Origin of the sequence: Parasphingopyxis marina (genome assembly GCF_014237875.1) — a bacterium.
GTDB classification, from domain to species: domain Bacteria; phylum Pseudomonadota; class Alphaproteobacteria; order Sphingomonadales; family Sphingomonadaceae; genus Parasphingopyxis; species Parasphingopyxis marina.
Map to the genome: position 1 here is coordinate 1,117,706 of NZ_JACJVJ010000002.1, position 21,145 is coordinate 1,138,850.

The following is a 21,145-nucleotide window of genomic DNA, read 5'->3' on the forward strand; positions in this document are numbered from 1 at the left end:
GCCTCCGCGTGCGCCCCGGTCGGTTAAGAAAATCGCAAATTTTACGGTTAATTCCGGCTTTTCGGGCCGTTTACCCTCTTTTCACCGCGTCTAGCTGTCGAGATTGGGTCGCAGCCAGCGTGTCGCCGTCTCCAGATCGACATCCCGGCGCCCGGCATATTCGTGCAGCTGGTCCTGATCGATGGTGGCGACCCCGAAATAGGCCGATTGCGGATGGGCGAAATAGAAACCCGAGACCGCCGCCGTTGGCCACATCGCGAAGCTTTCCGTCAGCTCGATCCCGGCCGGGCCGTTATGGCCCGATCCGCCGCCGAGCAGCTCGAACAGCATCGGCTTCAGGCTGTGGTCCGGACAGGCCGGATAGCCGGGCGCGGGGCGAATGCCGTCATATTTCTCGCGGATCAGGTCGTCGCTCGAAAGCGCCTCGTCCGCCGCATAGCCCCAGAGATCGGTGCGGACATGTTTGTGCATGCGTTCGGCAAAGGCTTCGGCCAGCCGGTCGGCCAGCGCTTTGAGCAGGATATCCGAATAATCGTCGGTGTCCGCCTTGAAGCGCGCCAGATGTTCGTCGATGCCATGGCCGGCACAGACCGCGAAGCCGCCAATCCAGTCGCCTTCGGGATCGATGAAATCGGCCAGGCACATGTTCGCGCGGCCGCTGCGCTTGGCGACCTGCTGGCGGAGCATCGGCAGGCGGGTTTCGCCCGTTTCGGTTTCGACGACGATATCGTCGCCCTCGCGGCGGCATTTCCACAGGCCCGCCACGGCGCGCGGCTTCAGCCAGCCCTCGGATATGATGCGGTCGAGCATCGCCTGCCCGTCCTTGAAAAGATCGCGCGCGCTTTCCCCCACGACATCGTCCTCGAGGATCGCCGGATAATTGCCGGCCAGCTCCCAGGCGCGGAAGAAGGGCGTCCAGTCGATATGGTCGCGCAGATCCTCCAGGTCCCATTCGTCATAGACGTGGAGGCCGGGCTTTACGGGATCGGGCGCCTTTTGCGCGAAATCCGTGCCGAAGGCATTGGCGCGCGCCTCTTCGAGCGAAACGAGCTTGCTGCCGCCCTTGCCCGCGCGTGCAATGCGGATGTCTTCGTAGGATTGCGCGGTTTCCTCGACGAGCGGATCGCGCTGCGTGTCGGAGACCAGCGAAGACGCGACGCTGACCGCGCGGCTCGCGTCCAGAGAGTGGACGACCGGCCCGGAATAGGCAGGGTCGATGCGGATCGCCGTGTGCACCCGGCTCGTCGTGGCACCGCCGATCAGCAGCGGCATCGTCATGTCCGCGCGCTCCATTTCTTCGGCGACCGTCACCATCTCGTCGAGCGAGGGGGTGATAAGGCCGGAAAGCCCGATCATGTCGGCATCATGCTCGCGCGCCGCATCGAGGATGTCGCTCCACGGGGTCATCACGCCAAGATCGACGATCTCGAAGCCGTTACATTGCAGCACGACACCGACGATATTCTTGCCGATATCGTGCACATCGCCCTTCACCGTCGCCATGATGATCGTGCCCTTGCCCCGGGCGCTCTCGTCCTTTTCCTCCTCGATATAGGGGAGAAGATGGGCCACCGCCTTCTTCATCACGCGCGCGGACTTGACGACCTGGGGTAGGAACATCTTGCCCGAACCGAAGAGATCGCCGACGACGTTCATGCCGTCCATCAGCGGCCCTTCGATCACATGGATCGGCCGCTCCGCATCCTGCCGGGCGAGCTCGGTATCGGCAACGACATGCGCGTCGATGCCTTTGACCAGCGCATATTCGAGCCGTTTCTTCACGTCCCAGCTGCGCCATTCCTCGGCTTCCTTCTCGTCCCTGGCGCTCTTGCCGCGATAACCTTCGGCGAGTTCGATCAGCCGCTCGGTCGCATCGCCGCCGGCCTTGGGCTCGCGGTCGAGGATCACATCCTCGCAAGCCTCGCGCAATTCGTCGTCGATATCGTCATAGACGTCGAGCTGGCCGGCATTGACGATGCCCATGTCCATGCCCGCGCGGATCGCGTGATAGAGGAACACCGAATGCATCGCCCGGCGCACCGGTTCGTTGCCACGAAAGCTGAAGCTGAGATTGGATAGCCCGCCCGAGATGTGTACGCCCGGGCAGCGCGCCCGGATTTCGCGGGCCGCCTCGATGAAATCGAGCGCATAGCGGCGATGTTCCTCGATCCCCGTCGCCACCGCGAAGATGTTGGGATCGAAGATGATGTCTTCGGGCGGGAAGCCGTTTTCGGTAAGCAGCTTGTAGGCGCGCTCGCAAATCTCGACCTTGCGGTCGCTCGTGTCGGCCTGCCCGGTTTCGTCGAATGCCATGACGACGACGGCGGCGCCATAGGCCCGGCATTTGCGCGCCTGGGCGAGGAACGCCTCCTCGCCTTCCTTCATGCTGATCGAATTGACCACCGGCTTGCCCGAAACGCATTTCAATCCGGCCTCGATGACGCTCCATTTGGAACTGTCGATCATTACCGGCACCCGCGCGATATCGGGTTCGGCGGCGATCAGCTTGAGGAAGGTCGTCATCGCCGCTTCGGAATCGAGCAGGCCTTCGTCCATATTGACGTCGACGATCTGGGCGCCGTTTTCGACCTGCTGGCGCGCGACTTCGACCGCCGCCTCGTAATCGTCGGCGAGGATGAGCTTCTTGAACTTCGCCGAACCGGTGACGTTGGTGCGCTCGCCGACATTGACGAAGGAAGCGATCGCCGCTTCCGCCTCGTCGTTGGCGGGCACATCCTGGGGATCTTCTATGGGCATGGGATTGGTAGCCATGATGTCCTTACGCAGCGATGGTCATGGGTTCGAGGCCGGCGAGCACGGTCTTGGTAGCCCGGGCAGGCGGCACCCGCGGCGTTGCGCCCTTTGCCACTTCCGCCAGCGCGCGAATATGGTCGGTGGTGGTGCCGCAACAGCCGCCGACAATATTGACGATGCCCTGGTCGAGCCATTTGGAAACCTGCGCGGCGGTTTCCGCGGCCGTCTCGTCATATTCGCCGAGATCGTTGGGCAGCCCGGCATTGGGATAGGCGATGACGAGGGTATCTGCGATTGCCGACAGCGCGGCCACGGCAGGGCGCAACTTGTCCGCGCCGAACGAGCAGTTGAGCCCCACGGCCAGCGGATCGGCATGGCGAACCGCCGCCCAGAACCCTTCCACCGAATGGCCCGAAAGATTGCGGCCGGACATGTCGGTGATGGTCATCGACAGGATCAGCGGCACCGCCTGGCCCCGCGCCTCGCCGGCTTCCAGCGCGGCCATGATCGCGGCCTTGGCGTTGAGCGTATCGAAAATCGTCTCGACGAGCAGGAAATCGACGCCGCCTTCGAGAAGCCCGTCGATCTGTTCGCCATAGATCCCCTTCATCTGATCGAAATCGACCTCGCGAAACCCTGGATCTTCGACATTGGGAGAGAGCGACAGCGTCTTGTTGGTCGGCCCGATCGCGCCGGCGACGAAACGCGGCTTATCCGGCGTAGACGCGGTGTCGGCGGCGTGGCGCGCGAGCTTTGCCGCCGCGATATTGAGTTCGCGGACAAGCGCTTCATTGCCATAATCGGCCTGGCTGATCGTTGTGCTGGAAAAGGTATTGGTGGAGACGATATCGGCGCCCGCCGCGATATAGGAGGCGCTGATTTCCTCGACGATCTCGGGCTCCGTCAGGCAAAGAATATCGTTATTGCCCTTCTGGTCCATCGCGAATTCCCGGCTGCCGCGATAACCGGCTTCGTCGAGCGCATAATTCTGGATGGCGGTGCCCCAGGCACCGTCCATCACGAGGACGCGTTCGGCCGCGGCCGCGCGCAGGCGATCGGCTGCTTCGGTCATGCTGCTCTCTTCTGTTCGCCGAGTCGTGGCCGGATCCCCAAAAGATGGCAGATCGCATAGCTGAGCTCGGCCCGGTTGAGCGTGTAGAAATGAAATTCGCGCGCGCCGCCCGCATAGAGCTTGCGGCACAGCTCGGCGGTTACCGTTGCCGCGACAAGCTGGCGTGCAGCGGGGTTGTCATCCAGCCCCTCGAACAGCCTATCCATCCAGGGCGGGATCTGCGCCCCGCACATATGGGCGAATTTGCGCGTCTGGGCGACGTTCGAAACCGGCAAAATGCCTGGCACGATCTCGGCATCGATACCCGCCGCCGCCGCCGCGTCGCGAAAGCGGAAAAAGGTGTCGGCGGAAAAGAAGAATTGCGTGATCGCGCGCGTCGCCCCGGCGTCGAGCTTGCGCCGAAGATTGTCGAGATCGGTTTTCGCGCTGTGCGCCTCGGGATGGGTTTCGGGATAGGCGGCAACGGAAATCTCGAACGGCCGCACCGCCGCGATGCCCGCCACGAGGTCGGCAGCGCTCGAATAGCCGTCCGGATGCGAGGCATAGCGTTCGCCCTGCCCTTGCGGATCGCCGCGCAGCGCAACGATATGACGCACCCCGGCATCCCAATAGTCGCGAAGGATGGTTTCGAGTTCGGCCCTGGACGCGCCGACACAGGTCAGGTGGGCGGCGGCATCAAGCCCGGTTTCCTCGACGATCCGGCGAACGGTCGCGTGGGTCCGCTCGCGCGTCGTGCCGCCCGCGCCATAGGTAACGGATACGAAGCGCGGCGAAAGCGGCTCGAGCGTGCGGATCGACGACCAGAGCGTTTCGCCCATCCGGTCTGTTTTCGGCGGAAAGAATTCGAACGAGACATCCACGTCGCCCGCCAAATCGGCGAACAGCGGTTCGTCGAGCGCGCGCCGCGCTTCGCTTAGCTGTTTGACGGTCAAGTTCATGCGACGATCTTGAGCCGGGAACCCGGCTTGCGGTGGCCGAGCCACAGCTTCACCGTCAGTTCGCCGCCTTCCAGCTGCTCGGCAAGGCCGCCTTCCAGGCCCGCCGCCTTGAACCAGCCTTCGATCTGTTCGTCCGAAAAGCCGAGACGGGCATGGGCATCGCGACTGCGCAATTCTTCGCGTTCATGCGCCGCGAAATCCGCGATCAGCAGCCGCCCGCCGGTTTCCAGGATGCGCGCCGCCTCGGCGATCGCCGCCGCCGGCTGCTGCGCATAGTGCAGCACCTGATGGATGATCACGGTACTCGCGGCGCCGTCCGGCAGATCCAGCGCATACATGTCGCCCTGGCGCAGTTCGGCGGTTTCGAGCCCCGCTTCGGCGAGCTTGGCGCGGGCCAGCCGCAGCATTTCCGGGCTGCGATCGATACCCTTGACGCTTTCCGCATCGCCGCCGAACAGTTCGAGCATCCGTCCGGTGCCCGTACCGATATCGACGAGCTTGCCGATCGGGCCCGTGTCCAGCGCGCGTTGCATCGCCGCCTCGACTTCGCTTTCGGCGATGTGCAGCGTGCGCATTGCATCCCATTGCTCGGCATTGGCGGCGAAAAACTGCTCGGCCGCAGCCTGGCGGTCGGCGCGCACCGCCTCCAGCCGTGCCAGATCGGCCCGAGTCCAATGATCCTCGCCTTCTTCCGACCAGGCATCGATGGCGTCGAGCAACGGCCGCACCCGCATCGGATCGCCAAGGCTGAGGAACGCCCAGCTCCCTTCCTTGCGGCGCTCGGAGAGCCCGGCATCGACGAGGATTTTCACATGGCGCGACACACGGGGCTGGCTTTGCCCCAGTACCTGCGCCAGCTCGCCCACGGACAGCTCCATGGCGCGCAGCAATGCTACGATCCGGAGGCGGGTCGGATCGGCGAGCGCACGGAATATCTCGAGCTCTGATCTCATTTATAAAGACATAAAGATATCTTTATATACGGTCAATCCCTCATCGATACTCATTTTTATATTGTGAATTCAGATATTTATTGCGAATATTGTAATTCCCGTCCATCCCCCGTTAACGGTCAAAAACGCTCGACACTGGTTAATGCGCACGGCATCCTTACTTTTGGCTGTCCTGCCCGTCCGGAGACTCTGTTTGCGCAAGTTGCTACCGACATTGCTGATGCTTCTGATGCTGGGCGGCGCGCTCGGCGGCTGCGCGACGACGCAAGCCGGGCCAAACAGCCTTGCCGACCGCGATCCCCATGAAGAGTTCAACCGCGATATCTGGTCGGCGAACCAGGCCGCGGACGGCGCCGTCATTCGGCCCGTTTCCGACGTTTATCGCGCGGTGGCACCGCGGCCCGCACGGCGCGGGATCAGCAACTTCCTGCGTAATCTGGGAGAGCCCTGGTCGTTCATCAACAATTTGCTCCAGGGCCATCCCGACCGGGCGATACGCAATCTTGGCCGCTTCATCGTCAACACGACGGTCGGCGTCGGCGGCCTCGCCGATGTCGCGACCGAAATCGGCATCGAGCCCGCGCCCGAGGATTTCGGGCAGACGCTTGCGGTATGGGGCGTCGGCGACGGCGGCTATCGCGTCGTTCCGCTGCTCGGGCCGACGACGGGCCGGGATCTTGTCGGCTCGATCGTCGGCTTCATCGCCGACCCCGCGACGATCTTCCTCGATACACGGGTCGGCCTGTCGACGCAGGAGCTTTGGGGGCTCAGAGGTGTGAGCATCATCGATACGCGCGCGAATCTGTCCGAGTCGGGCGCCGATGCCTTTCTGGAAACCTCCGCCGATCCCTATGCCGCCGCGCGGTCCGCCTATTTCCAGCAACGCGAGGCCGATATCCTGAATCTGGACCCCGCATCGCTCGGCGAAAGCGAAGACGCGGCGTTCGAAGCGGCGTTCGACGATCTTGACGAAGCGGGTGGCGAAGACGGCAATTTCGGCCCTCCGCCCGCCGATGAGGCCGATTTTCCGGGCTCCGACGAGGCAATCGAACCCGGCGGCACGACGCCGGAGACCACGCCCGAGCTTCCCTATGAGGAAAGCGCCTTCCTGTTCGGCCAAGAAAACGCGCCCTACCCCCATTAAGGGGCAGATCAGCTTTGCGTTGCGTTCCTGTTCAAGGGACGTTAAAAATCCATGACTGGTTTCGGGGGGACCCCTCCGGGGGCCAAAGTCATTTGCTAGAAACCTTTCACCAATTGGGAGAGAGTGACCCATGACCAAGACTTTTGCACTTCCGCTCGCCGTTGCTGCTTCGCTCGGCCTCGCCGCCTGTGGTGGTTCGGACACCTCGGCTGAAGAAGCCGCCGACGCCGTTGCCGAAGCCGCTGACGAAGCCACGGCCGCCGCTGAAGAAGCTGCTGCCGATGTCGAAGCCGCCACGGACGAAGCCATGGAGCAGATGGACGCGATGGCCGACAGCGCCGGCGAAGCTGCCGCAGACGCAATGCCCGAAGAAGCGCCGGCCGAATAAGGCCCGCTTCGCGCAAAGCGAAAATAACAAGCCGCGCCCCGCAAGGAGCGCGGCTTTTTTTTCGTCCGGATCACGCCCGCCCACTCGCAATCGGAACATGAGAAATGAATGCAAAGCGCTTCGCATTGCCGCTCCTGGCGCTGTCCGCCTTGCCGGCCTGCAGTTCGCCCGACGCCGAACAGGGATTGTCGAGCGCCGAAGAACGCCAGCTCGACGAAGCCGCGGCCGCCCTCGACGAAGCGCAGGCCGACTATGAAGCCGCCGTGCAGACGCCCGAGACCGCCGCAACCGATCCCGGGCTGGAAGAGCAAGACGAACACTAGCCGGGCCGCTTGCCGCCGATGCATAAATAAAAAGGGCCGGAGGATCGCTCCTCCGGCCCTTTTTTTTGCTGGTGAGCGGGCGGCCTAGAAGCCCATACCGCCCATGCCGCCCATATCGGGCATGGCAGGCGCGGCGCCCTTGTCTTCGGGAAGCTCGGCCACCGTCGCTTCGGTGGTGATGAGCAGCCCGGCAACCGAAGCGGCATCCTGCAGCGCAGCGCGGACGACCTTGGTCGGGTCGATCACGCCGGCCTTGACGAGGTCTTCATAAACGTCCGTCTGGGCGTTGAAGCCAAGCTTGGGGTCCTTGCCGTCCAGCAGCTTGCCCGAAACGACCGCGCCGTCATGGCCGGCATTTTCGGCAATCTGGCGAACCGGCGCGTACAGCGCCTTCCGGACGATATCGACACCGCGGGTCTGGTCATCATTCTCGCCCTCGAGACCCTTCAGAGCCTTGGTGGCGTAGAGCAGCGCGGTACCGCCACCCGGGACGATGCCTTCTTCGACGGCTGCGCGCGTGGCGTGCAGGGCGTCGTCGACGCGGTCCTTGCGTTCCTTGACCTCGATCTCGGACGCACCGCCAACCTTGATAACGGCAACGCCGCCGGCGAGCTTGGCAAGGCGCTCCTGGAGCTTCTCGCGGTCATAGTCGCTGGTCGTCGTTTCGATCTGCTGGCGGATGGTCTCGACGCGGGCCTTGATCGCCTTCTTGTCGCCAGCGCCATCGACGATGACCGAGTTGTCCTTGTCGATGGTGACGCGCTTGGCTTCACCGAGCATACCCAGCGTAACGCTCTCGAGCTTGATGCCGAGATCTTCGGAGATCATCTCGCCCTTGGTCAGGATCGCGATGTCCTCGAGCATCGCCTTGCGACGATCGCCGAAGCCCGGCGCCTTGACGGCCGCAACCTTCAGGCCACCGCGCAGCTTGTTGACGACGAGCGTAGCGAGAGCCTCGCCCTCGATGTCCTCGGCGATGATCAACAGCGGACGGCCCGACTGCACCACGGCCTCGAGAATCGGCAGCATCGCCTGGAGGTTGGTGAGCTTCTTCTCGTGGATGAGGATATACGGGTTATCGAGTTCGACATTCATCCGTTCCGGATTGGTGACGAAGTAAGGCGACAGGTAGCCGCGGTCGAACTGCATGCCTTCGACGACATCGAGCTCGAATTCGAGACCCTTGGCCTCTTCCACGGTGATCACGCCTTCCTTGCCGACCTTTTCCATGGCCTCGGCGATCTTCTCGCCGACTTCACGGTCGCCATTCGCCGAAATCACGCCGACCTGCGCGATTTCCGCCGAATCCTTGACGTTCTTCGAACGGCTCTGGAGATCCGCGATGACCTTGCCGACAGCGAGATCGATGCCGCGCTTCAGGTCCATCGGGTTCATGCCGGCCGCGACCGACTTCATGCCTTCGCGGACGATCGCCTGGGCGAGAACCGTGGCGGTGGTGGTGCCGTCGCCGGCGATGTCGTTGGTCTTGGAAGCGACTTCCTTGACCATCTGCGCGCCCATATTCTCGAACTTGTCCTTGAGTTCGATTTCCTTGGCGACGGTGACGCCGTCCTTGGTGATACGCGGAGCGCCGAACGACTTGTCGATGACGACGTTGCGGCCCTTCGGACCGAGCGTGACCTTCACCGCGTCGGCGAGAATGTCCACGCCTTTCATGATGCGCTCGCGCGCGTCACGGGAAAATTTTACGTCTTTGGCTGCCATGATAGCTTACCTCTTTGTTCTGGTGTTTCGTGAAACGAAAAAAGCGGGTGTTCCGGCGTCCTTGGCTCAGCCAACGATGCCGAGAATGTCGCTTTCTTTCATGATGAGCAGCTCTTCGCCGTCGAGCTTCACTTCGGTGCCCGACCATTTGCCGAACAGGATGCGATCGCCCTTTTTGACGTCCAGCGGGGTCACCTTGCCATCGTCGGCCTTGAGGCCCGAACCGGCGGCGACAACTTCACCTTCCTGCGGCTTTTCCTGAGCGCTGTCGGGGATGATGATCCCGCCGGCGGTTTTCTCTTCGGCTTCAACGCGGCGAACGAGCACGCGATCGTGCAACGGACGAAATCCCATGGTGTTTCCTTTCTTATTCCCTCAAAAAGGCGGGGACGAGCTGTACCCGGAAGCCGGAGAGCCACGCCGATCCACCCAGATCTTCGAAACGGGTTTTAGCACTCTCTTAGCGCGAGTGCTAACAGAAGCGCATTTAATCGCGCGGCGCACGCTTTCAAGGAAAAACGCGGTAAATATCGCAATTTTTTAGTCGAACCGATGTAACCGCGGTCGTGGCGGGGACGAACCGGCAGGGTAACTATCGGCAATCGCCCATGACCATAACCTCTTCCCCCCGAACCGCATCAGCCTTCCGCGCCCCGGCGCCCCCTTTCGCGGGGCCGGACCGGACGGCCTTCCGAAATTCGCGGGCCGAAATTCAAAGGCCGAAATTCGCGGGCGCCGGGCTATGCATCGGGCCTTCCCGTGCTAAGTCTGGATCATGGTCGCCGATGACGAAACCTTGGCGCGGCTCATGGCGCTGGCGCAGCAGGGCGACAGGAACGCCTATCGCCTGCTGCTCGGCGAATGCGAAACCTGGCTCAAACGCTATTATGCACGCAAGATCGACGCGGGCACGCTGGACGACCTGGTGCAGGATACGCTGATGTCGCTCCATCGCAAGCGCGCCTCATGGGATTCCAGCCGCCCCTTTTTGCCCTGGCTCGCGGCGATCGCCCGCTATCGCTGGGTCGATCATCTGCGCAAGGTTTACCGGGCGAAGGAAAGCGAGCTCAACGAGGAGATCACCGCCGATCCCGCCGACCAGGCGATCGCGGCGAAGATCGGGCTGGAACGGCTGCTCGGTCTGATTCCCGAAAAACAGGCATTGGCGATCCGCCTGGTGAAAATCGAGGGTCTGTCGATAGCCGAAGCCTCGATGCGCACCGGGCAATCGGAATCGCTGGTCAAGGTCAACATCCATCGCGGCATGAAGCGCATGTCGGCGGCAATTGAGGAAGAGTGATGGCCGACAGGTTCGATCTCGACGCGCTCGCCGACGCGCTGACGCCCGTCAGGCCGGTCAATCCGGCAATCGCCGCCGCGGTCGTCGGCATGATCACGCTTACCGGAACGGGCGTCGTGACGCAGCTGTTCGGCTGGCGCAGCGGGATGACCGAACCGATGTTCCTGATGCGCAGCGGGCTGCTGTTAATCGTCGGCGTCGCCAGCCTTGCAGCGGTCACGGGCATGGCGCGTCCGGCCGTCGGTATGCATCGCACCGGCTGGCGCTGGGCGGCAGGTGCCTGCGCGGTCGTGCCCGTCGCCGCCTTCGTTACCGCGTTCGCCGGGGAAACCCCTGTCGCCGACCGCATCTATCCGGGCGACGGGATCTTCTGTCTGGTCATTTCAATTGGCATCGGCACCGCCATCGCCGCGGCCTTGACCCTGTGGCTGCGGCGCGGCGCACCGGTCTCCCCCGAACGCGCGGGCATCGTCACCGGGCTGTCCGCAGGCAGCTTCGGCACGTTCGCCTATTCCATGCACTGCCCGCACGACGACATCGTCTATTTCGGCCTCTGGTACACGCTCGCCATCGCCGCGACGACGATCGCCGGCCGTCTGCTCGTCCCGCGCCTTATCCGCTGGTAGAGCCGCCCGCAGGCGCATTCCCGCGCCCTGCAGAAACCCGTTTGTTTCCCGCGCGCCGCGCCCTACATTACGGCTACTGCCTGGATAGGAGCGTCACATGCGGCTGTTGAGCGGAGCCTGGAAAGTCATTGTCGGGATCAAGGACGCGCTCGTCCTGGTCTTCATGATCCTCTTCTTCATGCTGCTATTCATGGCGCTGACCGCGAGCCCCAACCCGATCGTGGTCGGCGAGGGCGCGCTGCACGTGAATCTCGACGGCGTGATCGTCGAACAGCCCGAACCCGTCGATCCGTTCGCCGTGCTGACCGGCAGCGACAGCGCAATCCGCGAACACCGTTTGCGCGACGTGGTCAGCGGCATCCGGGCCGCTGCGACCGACGACCGCGTGACCGCCGTGGCGCTCGATCTCGACGGGTTTCTCGGCGGAGGGCAGAGCGCGCTCGGCGAAGTCGGCGATGCGCTGCAAGAGGTTCGCGACGCGGGCAAGCCGGTCATCGCCTATGCCACCGCCTATGGCGACGACGCCTATCAGCTGGCCGCCCATGCCAGCGAAGTCTGGGTCAACCCGATGGGCGGCGCGCTCGTCCTCGGCCCGGGCGGCAACAATCTCTATTTCGGGGACGCGCTCAGCAATCTCGGCGTGACGGCGCATGTCTTCCGCGCCGGCACCTATAAATCCGCGGTCGAACCCTTCAGCCGCGGCAGCATGTCGCCCGATGCCCGCGAGGCGAGCCAGGCACTCGCCGACACGCTGTTCGAAGCGTGGCGCGAGGATGTCAGCCGCGCCCGGCCCGATGCCAATCTCGACGCGATTATCGCCTCACCCGCCGACACCGTCGAGGCCGCCAACGGCAATCTCGCCACTGCGGCGCGCGAAGCCGGGATGATCGATCGTATCGGATCGCGCACCGAATGGCAGGCGCGCGTCGCCGAAATTGCGGGCGAGGACAGCAGGCACGGCTTCCGCCGCATCCCGCTCGCCAACTGGATCGCCGCCAATCCGCGATCGGGCGGCGGTTCCAATATCGGCGTCATCACCGTCGCCGGGACGATCGTCGACGGCGAAGCGCCTCCCGGCACGGCGGGCGGCGAAACCATCGTCGAGTTGCTGCGCGAAGCGACCGAAAACCATGATTTCTCCGCAATCGTCGTGCGCATCGATTCCCCCGGCGGATCGGCGCTCGCCTCCGAACGGATTAGGGAGGCGATCCGCAACGCAGCCGCCGCCGAAGGCGATATCCCGGTCATCGTCTCGATGGGCAACCTCGCCGCATCGGGCGGCTATTGGGTGGCCATGGCAGGCGACGAGATCGTTGCCGAACCGGCGACCATCACCGGCTCGATCGGCGTGTTCAGTATCATCCCCACCTTCGAAGGCGTGCTGCGCGATCTCGAGATCGGCGCCGACGGGGTGGCGACCACGCCGCTCTCCGGAGAACCCGATATTCTCGGCGGCCTCTCACCGGAAGTCGAGCGGCTGTTCCAGGCGGGCACCGACGATATCTACAACCGCTTCCTCACCCTGGTCAGCGAGGGCCGCCACATGCCGCGCGAGCGGATCGAGGAACTGGCGCAGGGCCGGGTATGGGCCGGCGCGACGGCGCGCCAGCTGGGCCTTGTCGACCGCTTCGGATCGCTCGACGATGCGATCCTCGTCGCTGCGGAAGAGGCCGGGGTCGAGGCCGACGACGTCAATGTCATATGGATCGAAGAGCCGGTGGACTCCTTCACCGAATTCGTCCGCAACTGGTCTCGTGAAGAAGATACCGAAGCCACCGCGCCGCGCGATGTCTGGACGATGCTTCGCCCCGATCCGCGCGCGATTCTCTCGATCATGCTGGGCGAGATGCGGCTGCTGCTCGATGGCCCGGCGATGCAGGCACGGTGCATCGAATGCCCGGTGGACGTTGTGCCGGGGCGCGGCAGCGGCGATGCGACGACGCGGGCGATGCTGCTGGGTTGGCTGGGGGGTTAGCCGCCACGATAGGTCGGCAACGCCAGTCCCTTCCAGATCGCCAGCGCGCGCAGGGTGAAACCGGCCAGCGCGGAAAGGCCGGCGGCAATCGGCAGCATCACGCCCAGCAGGGTTAGCCCGACAAATAGCGCAGCCGCGAGCGCGGCGGCGGTCACATAAAGCTCCGGCCGCAGGATGATCGAGGGCTCACCCGCCAATATATCGCGAATGATGCCGCCGAGACAGGCGGTGAAGATCCCCATCAGAACCGCGGCGAGCGGCGGAACGCCGAAACTCAGCGCCTTCGCCGCGCCGAACACCGCATAGGCGGCCATGCCGATAGCATCGAGCCAGTCTAGCGCCTTACCGCGCCACAGTTTCGCCGGCGTGATCCAGACGAACAGCGCAATGACGAGGCAGGCGATGAGCGGCCGGCTGTCAGCGACCCAGAAGACCGGCGCGCCGATCAGCAGGTCCCGCACTGTGCCGCCGCCCGCCCCGGTCGCGAGCGCGAAAAAAGCGAAGGTGACGAGCGTCTGCTTCGCGCGCGCTGCGGCCACCGCACCGGTCGCCGCAAACAGGCCGATGCCGCCGACATCGAGCGCTGACAGCACGGGGCCGATCGGAAAATCCGGGGTCATGCCCGCTCCTTGCGGCGTTTCTTGATATACCGCCAGGGCAGGATGATCAGGCCCAGCAATACCATCAGCAGCGCCAGTATTGCCGAGACCACCAGGATCAGGTGATGCGTGTCCTCGCGTTGCTGGAGGTCCATGATGTGGAGCCCCCACATGAAATCGAAAGCGCGCCACAGGCCGGTGCGGATGGCGAGAACATCGCCGGTCTCGGCATCGATATAGACGTGATGGCTGGTCCCGAAACGCGCGCGCCAGGCGGGGCGGCCGCGGCGCAGATCTAACGGGTTGGCATCGGCATCGAAGCGCCGCATTTCTGCAAGCGGTTCGTCACCCGCATAGGCGGCGAGGGCGATGGTCGCCGCCTCCTCGCTGGTGAGCTGCGGCGCAAGATAAGCCCCGGTTTCCACCGAAGCCCGCCGTCCGCCGCCATCGGCGAAGCGGATCACCCAAATCGGGCCACCGGAACGCTGGACGAGATCGACACTCTCGACCGCGCGGACCGCGCTATCGATGCGCGGGAAGACGGGCGGCACTTCGCCCAGCATCACGGCGGGGGTTTCGGCGCGCAGATGGGTGCCACGCACCTCCTCGATCGGCCGGGCGACCATGAACAGGCCGGATATGGTCCAGATGAGCAGCGGCACCCCAGCGAGCCAGCCGAGCCAGATATGCCATTTGGTAAGTGTCAGGCGCATTCCCGTCCCCAAATCCGCTTCCCCTGAGCTTGTCGAAGGGCTGTCTTTCTTCTTGCAAGAAAAAGCAGGGTTTCGACAAGCTCAGCCCAAGCGGGTTGAGGACGCTGTCCGGCGGCTACATATGGATCGGCTTGCCCTGCACGGCCATCGCCGCTTCCTTTACGGCTTCCGAATGGGTCGGATGGGCGTGGCAGGTATAGGCGATATCCTCGCTGGTCGCGCCGAACTCCATCGCCTGCGCGGCCTGGGCGATCATCGTGCCGGCCAGCGAAGCGACGATATGAACGCCGAGCACCCGGTCGGTTTCGGCATCGGCGACGATTTTGACGAAGCCGTCCGTGTCGCGGTTCGTCTTGGCACGGCTGTTCGCCATCATCGGGAATTTGCCGACCTTGACCTCATGCCCCTTCTCCTTGGCCTCTTCGGTGGTGAGGCCGACAGCGGCGATCTCGGGCATCGTGTAGACGACCGAGGGAATCACATCGTGATTGATGATACCGACCTGGCCGGCGATCCACTCTGCGACCGCAATACCCTCGTCCTCGGCCTTGTGCGCGAGCATCGGCCCGGGAACGACATCGCCGATCGCGCGGACGCCGTCGACCGATGTGCGAAACTCGCCGTCGATCTCGATCTGGCCGCGTGCGTTGGTTTCGAGACCGATCTTGTCGAGGCCGAAGCCTTCGGTGTTGGGCCTGCGGCCGATCGCGACCAGCACGCAATCGGCTTCGATGGTTTCGGCCTCGCCGCCTTTGGCGGGCTCTACGGTCAAAGTCGCCTTCGTCTTGATCGCCTTGGCGCCGGTCACCTTGGTGCCGGTGCGGATGTCGAAACCCTGCTTTTTGAACAGCTTGGCGGCTTCCTTACGGACTTCGCCGTCCATGCCGGGCAGGATCTGGTCGAGAAACTCGATGACGGTCACTTCGGCGCCCAGCCGGCGCCAGACCGAGCCGAGCTCCAGCCCGATCACCCCGCCGCCGATGACGACCATATGCTTGGGCACCTTGGGCAGCGCCAGCGCGCCGGTGGAATCGACGATCACGCCGCCTTCATTGTCGACGTCCACACCGGGTAGCGGCGTCACCGAGGAGCCGGTGGCGATAACGATTTCCTTCGCCGTCACCTTCTTGCGGCCGATCTTGACCGTGTGCGCGTCCTCGAAGCTCGCATGGCCCTTCAGCCATTCGACCTTGTTCTTCTTGAACAGGAATTCGACGCCGTCGGTCAGCCCTTTTACGGCCGAGACTTTCTCGGCCAGCATCGCCTTGAGATCGAGCTTGGCACCGGTGACGGTGACGCCGAACCTCTCGAGCGCGCCGCTATGCGCTTCCTCGAAAAGCTCCGACGCATGGAGCAGCGCCTTGGACGGAATGCAGCCGACATTGAGGCAGGTCCCGCCCAGGGTTTCGCGACTTTCCACGCAGGCAGTTTTCAGGCCCAGCTGCGCGGCCCGGATCGCGGCGACATAACCACCGGGACCGGAGCCGATGATCAGCAGGTCGAAATCATATGTATTGTCAGCCATTTAGCACCTTTAGAGGTCGATCAGCAGCCGCATGGGATCTTCGAGCGCTTCCTTCATGCGGACGAGCGCGGTGACGGCCTCGCGGCCGTCGATCAGGCGGTGATCGTAGGAGAGCGCGAGATACATCATCGGTCGCGCGGCGATCGAACCGTCGGGCAGGACAACCGGCCGCTGTTCGATCCGGTGCATACCGAGCACGGCGGATTGCGGCGGATTGATGATCGGCGTCGAGAGCAAGGACCCGAACACGCCGCCGTTCGAAACGGTGAAGGTGCCGCCGCGCATCTCGTCCATCGACAAGGTACCGTCCTTGGCGCGCTTGCCGAAATCGGCGATCGCCAGTTCGATCTCGGCGAAGCTCATCTGGTCGGCGCTGCGGATCACCGGAACGACAAGGCCGTTCGGCGCGGAGACCGCGACCGAAACGTCGACATAATCATGATAGACGATCTCGTCGCCGTCGATCTGCGCGTTGACCGAGGGCACATCGCGCAGCGCAAGGCAGGCGGCCTTTACGAAAAAGCCCATGAATCCAAGCCGGATGCCGTGCTTCTTCTCGAACAGTTCCTTATACTTCTTCCGCGCCTCCATGACCTCGGTCATGTCGACATCGTTGAAGGTGGTGAGCAGCGCTGCGGTGTTCTGCGCTTCCTTGAGACGCGAGGCGATGGTCTGGCGCAGGCGCGTCATCCGCACGCGTTCTTCACGGCGTTCGCCGGGGGCTGCGGCAGCCGGCGCGCTGGGCGCCGGTTCGGCGCGTTCCATGCTCGGCGCATGGGCTTCGGCCTTCTGGGCCTTGGCGGCGGCGAGGACATCGTCCTTGGTTAGCCGTCCGTCCTTGCCCGTCCCGGCAATCTTCGAGGGATCGAGCCCATGTTCGAGCACCGCGCGCCGTACGGCCGGCGACAGCGTCAGCGGCTGGGCCGCGCTATCGGCGGGCGCCGCGGGCGGCGGAGGCGGCGCGGCGGCCTCCTTCGGCGCGGCTTTTTTACCGCCTGCGCCTTCGGCGATCCGCGCGATGATGGCGCCGACCTCGATCGTATCGCCGACGGCCACCATCTGCTCGTCCAGCGTCCCGGCGACCGGCGAGGGGACTTCGACCGCAACCTTGTCGGTCTCGAGACTCGCAATCGGTTCGTCGCGGCCAACGGCATCGCCGGGCTGTTTCAGCCATTCGCCGAGCGTCGCTTCGGTGATCGATTCGCCGAGGGCGGGAACCTGGACATCGGTTGCCATGCTATTTCTTTCCCTGATTATGGCCGAGCGCAGCGGCGACCAGAGCCTCCTGCTGCTGCAGGTGACGCTTGGCAAGACCCGTAGCGGGGGACGCGCTCGGTTCGCGACCGGCATAGTCGACGCGCTCGGGGCCGACCCCGGCTTCTTCGAGACTTTCGTCGATATAGTGGCGCGCGAACATCCATGCGCCCTGGTTCTTCGGTTCTTCCTGGCACCAGACGACCTGTCCGAGATTGGTCATCCGCTTCAGCCGCACGATCAGCGGCTCGGCGGGGAAGGGATAAAGCTGCTCGATGCGGACGATCGACGTATTCTTGTCCTTCTTCGGGTCGCGCGCGTCGAACAGGTCATAGGCGACCTTGCCCGAACACAGCACCAGCCGCTTAACGTCCTTGTCGGCGACATCGACGACGTCCGAACGTATCCGCATGAAATGGCTCTCGCCGAGAAAATCGTCGAGCTTCGACACCGCCGCCTTGTGCCGGAGCAGCGATTTCGGCGTCATGATGATCAGCGGCTTGCGGAACGGCCGCAGCATCTGGCGCCGCAGCACGTGGAAATAATTGGCCGGTTCGGTGATGTTGCACACCTGCATATTGTCGCCCGCGCACAGCTGCAGATAGCGTTCGAGCCGGGCCGAGCTATGCTCCGGCCCCTGCCCTTCATAACCATGCGGCAACAGCATCACGAGGCCGTTGGCGCGCAGCCATTTCGCCTCACCGCTGGCGATGAACTGGTCGATCATCACCTGCGCGCCGTTGGCGAAGTCGCCGAACTGCGCCTCCCAGAGCACCAGCGTTTTCGGATCGGCAAGCGAATAGCCATATTCGAAGCCCAGCACGCCGAACTCGGACAGCGGGCTGTTCAGCACCTCGAACTGACCGCCCTCGACATGGGCGAGCGGCGTGTAGCGCTCGGCGGTTTCCTGATCATACCATTCAGCATGACGCTGGCTGAATGTGCCGCGGCCAGAATCCTGGCCCGAAAGACGCACGCCATATTCGTCCTTGAGCAGCGTGCCGAAACCGAGCGCCTCGGCCGTGGCCCAGTCGAACCCCTCGCCGCTCGCGAACATTTCGCGCTTGGCCTCGAGGATACGGTCGAGCGTCTTGTGGATCTTGAGGCCTTCGGGAACGGTGGTCAGCGTCTCGCCGATCGCGCGCAGCGTCTTTTCGTCGACGCCGGACACGATTCCGCGCCGCGCGGTTTCGGGATCGGGCGGCATACCGAGCCCTTCCCAGCGACCGCCGAACCAGTCGGCCTTGTTGGGAAGGTAGTTCTTGCCCGCCTCGAACTCCTCTTCGAGCATCGCGTTGAAATCGTCGGTCGCTTTCTCGACCCAGCCTTCGTCGATCACTCCCTCGGCAACGAGGCGGTCGCCATAGACGGCTGAAACCTTGGGATGCGACCGGATCGCGCGGTACATGACCGGCTGGGTGAAACTCGGCTCGTCGCCTTCATTATGGCCGAAGCGGCGATAGCACCACATGTCGATCACGACGTCGCGGCCGAACTTCTGGCGGAATTCGACGGCGAGCTTGCAGGCGAAGGTCACCGCTTCGGGATCGTCGCCATTGACGTGCAGGATCGGCGCCTGGACCATCTTCGCGACGTCCGAGGGATAGGGCGAGGAGCGCGCGAATTGCGGGCTCGTCGTGAAACCGATCTGGTTGTTGATGATGAAATGGATGCAGCCGCCGGTATTGTATCCGCGGATGCCGGAAAAGCCGAAACATTCGGCAACGATCCCTTGCCCCGCGAACGCCGCATCGCCGTGGAGGAGAACGGGCAGCACTTCCTTATGCTCTTCCAGATCCTCGCGCATCACTTGGGTGGCGCGGGCCTTGCCGAGGACCACCGGATCGGCAGCTTCGAGATGCGAGGGGTTGGCGACCAGCGACATATGGACGCTGATCCCGTCGAATTCGCGGTCGGTCGACGTGCCGAGATGATATTTGACGTCGCCCGAACCGCCGACATCGTCGGGATTGGCGCTGCCACCGGCAAATTCGTGGAAGATCGCGCGATAGGGTTTCGCCATGACATTGGCGAGAACGTTCAATCGCCCGCGATGGGCCATGCCGATGACCATCTCGCGCATGCCGTCGGCGCCGCCATATTTGATCACCGCCTCAAGCGCCGGAACCATGGATTCGCCGCCATCGAGACCGAAACGCTTGGTCCCGACATATTTCTTGCCGAGGAAGTTTTCCCATTGCTCGGCCTGGATCACCTTGGAAAGGATCGCCTGCTTGCCCTGCTCGGTGAACTGGATGGTGGCTTCCTTGCCCTCCATCTTCTCCTGCAGGTAGCGCCGCTCCTCCAGGTCGTTGATATGCATATATTCAAGGCCGACCGGGCCGCAGTAATTTTCACGCAGGATCGCAACGATCTCGTTGACCGTCGCGCTTTCCAGGCCGAGCGCACCGCCCAGATAGACCGGCTTGTCGAGATCCTCGGCCGCGAACCCGTGAAACTCAGGCGTCAGATCGGCCGGCTGGATCCGCTCGTGCAGGCCCAGCGGATCGAGATCGGCGGCGAGATGGCCGCGCACGCGATAGGTGCGGATCAACATCATCGCGCGGATCGAATTGCCGGCCGCGCGCTCGATCTCGTCCGAGGAAAGCGGCGTGCGCGAATAGGATGGCGCGGCGGGCGCCGGCGACGCCGTCTCCGCAATCGTCATCTGGGTGGGATCGAGGCCCGCCGTCAGCTCATCGGTGGTGGCGAGCGGCCAGTTGGGGCGCTGCCAGCTCGGCCCGCTCGCGGTATCTTCCAGACCGGCGAAGAAATCGCGCCAGCTCGCTTCGACCGATTCCGGATTATCGCGGAAACGGCGATACAGCGCCTCGACGAAAGACGGACTGACCCCCTCGATCTCGGAGAAGTCCAAACCCTCTAGGCCCATGAAATGCTGTCCTTAGCCGGTGATGACGCCCGATCTGGGGCGGGAAGCTACACTATCAACCCTTAAGTAAATCCGCGAGCGTCGTGCCAAGTTCCGCCGGGCTCGGAGAAACCCGGATACCGGCTGCCTCCATCGCCGCGATCTTGTCGTCCGCGCCGCCCTTGCCGCCCGAGACGATGGCACCGGCATGGCCCATGCGGCGCCCCGGGGGCGCCGTGCGCCCGGCGATAAAGCCGACCGTCGGTTTGGACCGGCCCGCCCTGGCTTCGGACGCCAGGAATTCCGCGGCTTCTTCTTCGGCGCTGCCGCCGATTTCGCCGATCATGATGATCGATCGGGTTTCGTCGTCGGCGAGGAAAAGCTCCAGCACGTCGATAAAATTGGTGCCGTTGACCGGATCGCCGCCGATGCCGACTGCAGTCGTCTGGCCGAGGCCGACGGCGGTCGTCTGGTGGACGGCTTCATAGGTAAGCGTACCGGAACGCGAGACGACGCCGACCGAACCCTTTTGGAAGATGCTGCCGGGCATGATGCCGATCTTGCACTCTTCAGGGGTCAGCACGCCGGGGCAGTTGGGGCCGATCAGCCGCGATTTCGATCCTTCGAGCTTCGCTTTCACCGTCACCATATCGAGCACCGGAATGCCCTCCGTGATCGCGACGATCAGCGGAACTTCGGCCTCGATCGCTTCGATGATCGAAGCGGCGGCGAATTTCGGCGGCACGTATACGACGCTGGCGTCCGCGCCGGTTTCGGCCATCGCTTCGGCCATGGTGCTGTAGACCGGCAACCCGAGATGGGTCGTCCCACCCTTGCCCGGCGTGACGCCGGCGACCATCTTGGTCCCGTAGTCGATCGCCTGCTGGGTGTGGAACGTGCCGGTTTCGCCGGTCATCCCCTGGGTGATGACCTTCGTGTCCTTGTTGACGAGAATACTCATGCGTTGGGCGTCTTCCTGCTATTCGG

Annotated in this window: 18 protein-coding genes; 6 read left to right on the forward strand and 12 right to left on the reverse strand. The window is 63.9% G+C overall.

Annotated features, from left to right (window positions below; translation table 11 throughout):
- Positions 1-90: 90 nt before the first annotated feature.
- The 4 genes from metH to H6P80_RS14235 are packed head-to-tail and all read right to left on the reverse strand — an operon-like array spanning position 91 to position 5,717.
- Positions 91-2,757, reverse strand: coding sequence for a methionine synthase (metH, locus tag H6P80_RS14220; RefSeq protein ID WP_185802161.1), 2,667 nt, complete (start codon positions 2,755-2,757; stop codon positions 91-93).
- Between the two features lie 22 nt (positions 2,758-2,779).
- Entirely contained in the window at positions 2,780-3,826 is a 1,047-nt protein-coding gene (locus H6P80_RS14225; RefSeq protein ID WP_185802004.1) for a homocysteine S-methyltransferase family protein, read from the reverse strand.
- Entirely contained in the window at positions 3,823-4,764 is a 942-nt protein-coding gene (gene metF / locus H6P80_RS14230) for a methylenetetrahydrofolate reductase (RefSeq protein ID WP_185802005.1), read from the reverse strand. The genes H6P80_RS14225 and metF overlap by 4 nt, the downstream gene beginning before the upstream one ends.
- Positions 4,761-5,717: an ArsR/SmtB family transcription factor gene (locus tag H6P80_RS14235; RefSeq protein WP_185802006.1), complete on the reverse strand. Its 957-nt coding sequence runs from the start codon at positions 5,715-5,717 to the stop codon at positions 4,761-4,763. Before H6P80_RS14235 ends, metF begins: the two co-directional genes overlap by 4 nt.
- Before the next feature lie 193 nt (positions 5,718-5,910).
- Here H6P80_RS14235 and H6P80_RS14240 point away from each other — a divergent pair, with 193 nt between their 5' ends.
- The 3 genes from H6P80_RS14240 to H6P80_RS14250 all read left to right on the forward strand — a co-directional run bounded on the left by H6P80_RS14240 (position 5,911) and on the right by H6P80_RS14250 (position 7,572).
- A complete protein-coding gene (locus tag H6P80_RS14240; RefSeq protein ID WP_235973892.1) occupies positions 5,911-6,861 on the forward strand; it encodes an MlaA family lipoprotein in 951 nt (316 codons plus the stop codon).
- A gap of 130 nt (positions 6,862-6,991) precedes the next feature.
- The gene (locus H6P80_RS14245) at positions 6,992-7,249 is read left to right on the forward strand and encodes a circumsporozoite protein (protein ID WP_185802007.1); all 258 of its coding nucleotides are present in this window, start codon (positions 6,992-6,994) and stop codon (positions 7,247-7,249) included.
- Positions 7,250-7,353: 104 nt separating this feature from the next.
- On the forward strand, positions 7,354-7,572 hold the full coding sequence (locus H6P80_RS14250) for a hypothetical protein (protein ID WP_185802008.1): 219 nt from the start codon (positions 7,354-7,356) through the stop codon (positions 7,570-7,572).
- 84 nt (positions 7,573-7,656) lie between these two features.
- Here H6P80_RS14250 and groL read toward each other — a convergent pair whose 3' ends face one another.
- Positions 7,657-9,297 (reverse strand): chaperonin GroEL, encoded by a 1,641-nt coding sequence (gene groL / locus H6P80_RS14255; protein WP_185802009.1) that lies wholly within the window; start codon positions 9,295-9,297, stop codon positions 7,657-7,659.
- Positions 9,298-9,363: 66 nt separating this feature from the next.
- Entirely contained in the window at positions 9,364-9,651 is a 288-nt protein-coding gene (gene groES, locus H6P80_RS14260; protein WP_185802010.1) for a co-chaperone GroES, read from the reverse strand.
- A 421-nt stretch (positions 9,652-10,072) separates the two neighbouring features.
- Between groES and H6P80_RS14265 the strand changes: the two genes are divergently transcribed.
- The 3 genes from H6P80_RS14265 (at position 10,073) to sppA (ending at position 13,198) form a co-directional block, all read left to right on the forward strand.
- Positions 10,073-10,597 carry a sigma-70 family RNA polymerase sigma factor gene (locus H6P80_RS14265; RefSeq protein WP_185802011.1) on the forward strand — a complete coding sequence of 175 codons (525 nt, stop codon included), beginning with the start codon at positions 10,073-10,075 and terminating at the stop codon, positions 10,595-10,597.
- On the forward strand, positions 10,597-11,223 hold the full coding sequence (locus H6P80_RS14270) for an NrsF family protein (RefSeq protein ID WP_185802012.1): 627 nt from the start codon (positions 10,597-10,599) through the stop codon (positions 11,221-11,223). The genes H6P80_RS14265 and H6P80_RS14270 overlap by 1 nt, the downstream gene beginning before the upstream one ends.
- Before the next feature lie 97 nt (positions 11,224-11,320).
- Positions 11,321-13,198, forward strand: coding sequence for a signal peptide peptidase SppA (gene sppA / locus H6P80_RS14275; RefSeq protein WP_185802013.1), 1,878 nt, complete (start codon positions 11,321-11,323; stop codon positions 13,196-13,198).
- Here sppA and H6P80_RS14280 read toward each other — a convergent pair.
- The 6 genes from H6P80_RS14280 to sucD all read right to left on the reverse strand — a co-directional run bounded on the left by H6P80_RS14280 (position 13,195) and on the right by sucD (position 21,119).
- Positions 13,195-13,818 (reverse strand): trimeric intracellular cation channel family protein, encoded by a 624-nt coding sequence (locus H6P80_RS14280; RefSeq protein ID WP_185802014.1) that lies wholly within the window; start codon positions 13,816-13,818, stop codon positions 13,195-13,197. The two genes, sppA and H6P80_RS14280, sit on opposite strands and share 4 nt — an antisense overlap.
- On the reverse strand, positions 13,815-14,510 hold the full coding sequence (locus tag H6P80_RS14285) for a PepSY domain-containing protein (protein ID WP_185802015.1): 696 nt from the start codon (positions 14,508-14,510) through the stop codon (positions 13,815-13,817). Before H6P80_RS14285 ends, H6P80_RS14280 begins: the two co-directional genes overlap by 4 nt.
- A gap of 115 nt (positions 14,511-14,625) precedes the next feature.
- Positions 14,626-16,035, reverse strand: coding sequence for a dihydrolipoyl dehydrogenase (lpdA, locus tag H6P80_RS14290; RefSeq protein WP_185802016.1), 1,410 nt, complete (start codon positions 16,033-16,035; stop codon positions 14,626-14,628).
- Positions 16,036-16,044: 9 nt separating this feature from the next.
- Complete coding sequence (gene odhB, locus H6P80_RS14295) at positions 16,045-17,271, reverse strand: 2-oxoglutarate dehydrogenase complex dihydrolipoyllysine-residue succinyltransferase (RefSeq protein ID WP_185802017.1); 1,227 nt, start codon at positions 17,269-17,271, stop codon at positions 16,045-16,047.
- Position 17,272: 1 nt separating this feature from the next.
- Entirely contained in the window at positions 17,273-20,179 is a 2,907-nt protein-coding gene (locus H6P80_RS14300) for a 2-oxoglutarate dehydrogenase E1 component (protein WP_185802018.1), read from the reverse strand.
- A gap of 55 nt (positions 20,180-20,234) precedes the next feature.
- Complete coding sequence (sucD, locus tag H6P80_RS14305; protein WP_185802019.1) at positions 20,235-21,119, reverse strand: succinate--CoA ligase subunit alpha; 885 nt, start codon at positions 21,117-21,119, stop codon at positions 20,235-20,237.
- Positions 21,120-21,145: the final 26 nt, after the last annotated feature.

Bases quoted from the DNA above. Each gene is read 5' to 3' on its own strand.
- metH (WP_185802161.1), bottom strand. From the start codon at position 2,757: ATGCCCATAGAAGATCCCCAGGATGTGCCCGCCAACGACGAGGCGGAA.
- H6P80_RS14225 (WP_185802004.1), bottom strand. From the start codon at position 3,826: ATGACCGAAGCAGCCGATCGCCTGCGCGCGGCCGCGGCCGAACGCGTC.
- metF (WP_185802005.1), bottom strand. From the start codon at position 4,764: ATGAACTTGACCGTCAAACAGCTAAGCGAAGCGCGGCGCGCGCTCGAC.
- H6P80_RS14235 (WP_185802006.1), bottom strand. From the start codon at position 5,717: ATGAGATCAGAGCTCGAGATATTCCGTGCGCTCGCCGATCCGACCCGC.
- H6P80_RS14245 (WP_185802007.1), top strand. From the start codon at position 6,992: ATGACCAAGACTTTTGCACTTCCGCTCGCCGTTGCTGCTTCGCTCGGC.
- H6P80_RS14250 (WP_185802008.1), top strand. From the start codon at position 7,354: ATGAATGCAAAGCGCTTCGCATTGCCGCTCCTGGCGCTGTCCGCCTTG.
- groL (WP_185802009.1), bottom strand. From the start codon at position 9,297: ATGGCAGCCAAAGACGTAAAATTTTCCCGTGACGCGCGCGAGCGCATC.
- groES (WP_185802010.1), bottom strand. From the start codon at position 9,651: ATGGGATTTCGTCCGTTGCACGATCGCGTGCTCGTTCGCCGCGTTGAA.
- H6P80_RS14265 (WP_185802011.1), top strand. From the start codon at position 10,073: ATGGTCGCCGATGACGAAACCTTGGCGCGGCTCATGGCGCTGGCGCAG.
- H6P80_RS14270 (WP_185802012.1), top strand. From the start codon at position 10,597: ATGGCCGACAGGTTCGATCTCGACGCGCTCGCCGACGCGCTGACGCCC.
- sppA (WP_185802013.1), top strand. From the start codon at position 11,321: ATGCGGCTGTTGAGCGGAGCCTGGAAAGTCATTGTCGGGATCAAGGAC.
- H6P80_RS14280 (WP_185802014.1), bottom strand. From the start codon at position 13,818: ATGACCCCGGATTTTCCGATCGGCCCCGTGCTGTCAGCGCTCGATGTC.
- H6P80_RS14285 (WP_185802015.1), bottom strand. From the start codon at position 14,510: ATGCGCCTGACACTTACCAAATGGCATATCTGGCTCGGCTGGCTCGCT.
- lpdA (WP_185802016.1), bottom strand. From the start codon at position 16,035: ATGGCTGACAATACATATGATTTCGACCTGCTGATCATCGGCTCCGGT.
- odhB (WP_185802017.1), bottom strand. From the start codon at position 17,271: ATGGCAACCGATGTCCAGGTTCCCGCCCTCGGCGAATCGATCACCGAA.
- H6P80_RS14300 (WP_185802018.1), bottom strand. From the start codon at position 20,179: ATGGGCCTAGAGGGTTTGGACTTCTCCGAGATCGAGGGGGTCAGTCCG.
- sucD (WP_185802019.1), bottom strand. From the start codon at position 21,119: ATGAGTATTCTCGTCAACAAGGACACGAAGGTCATCACCCAGGGGATG.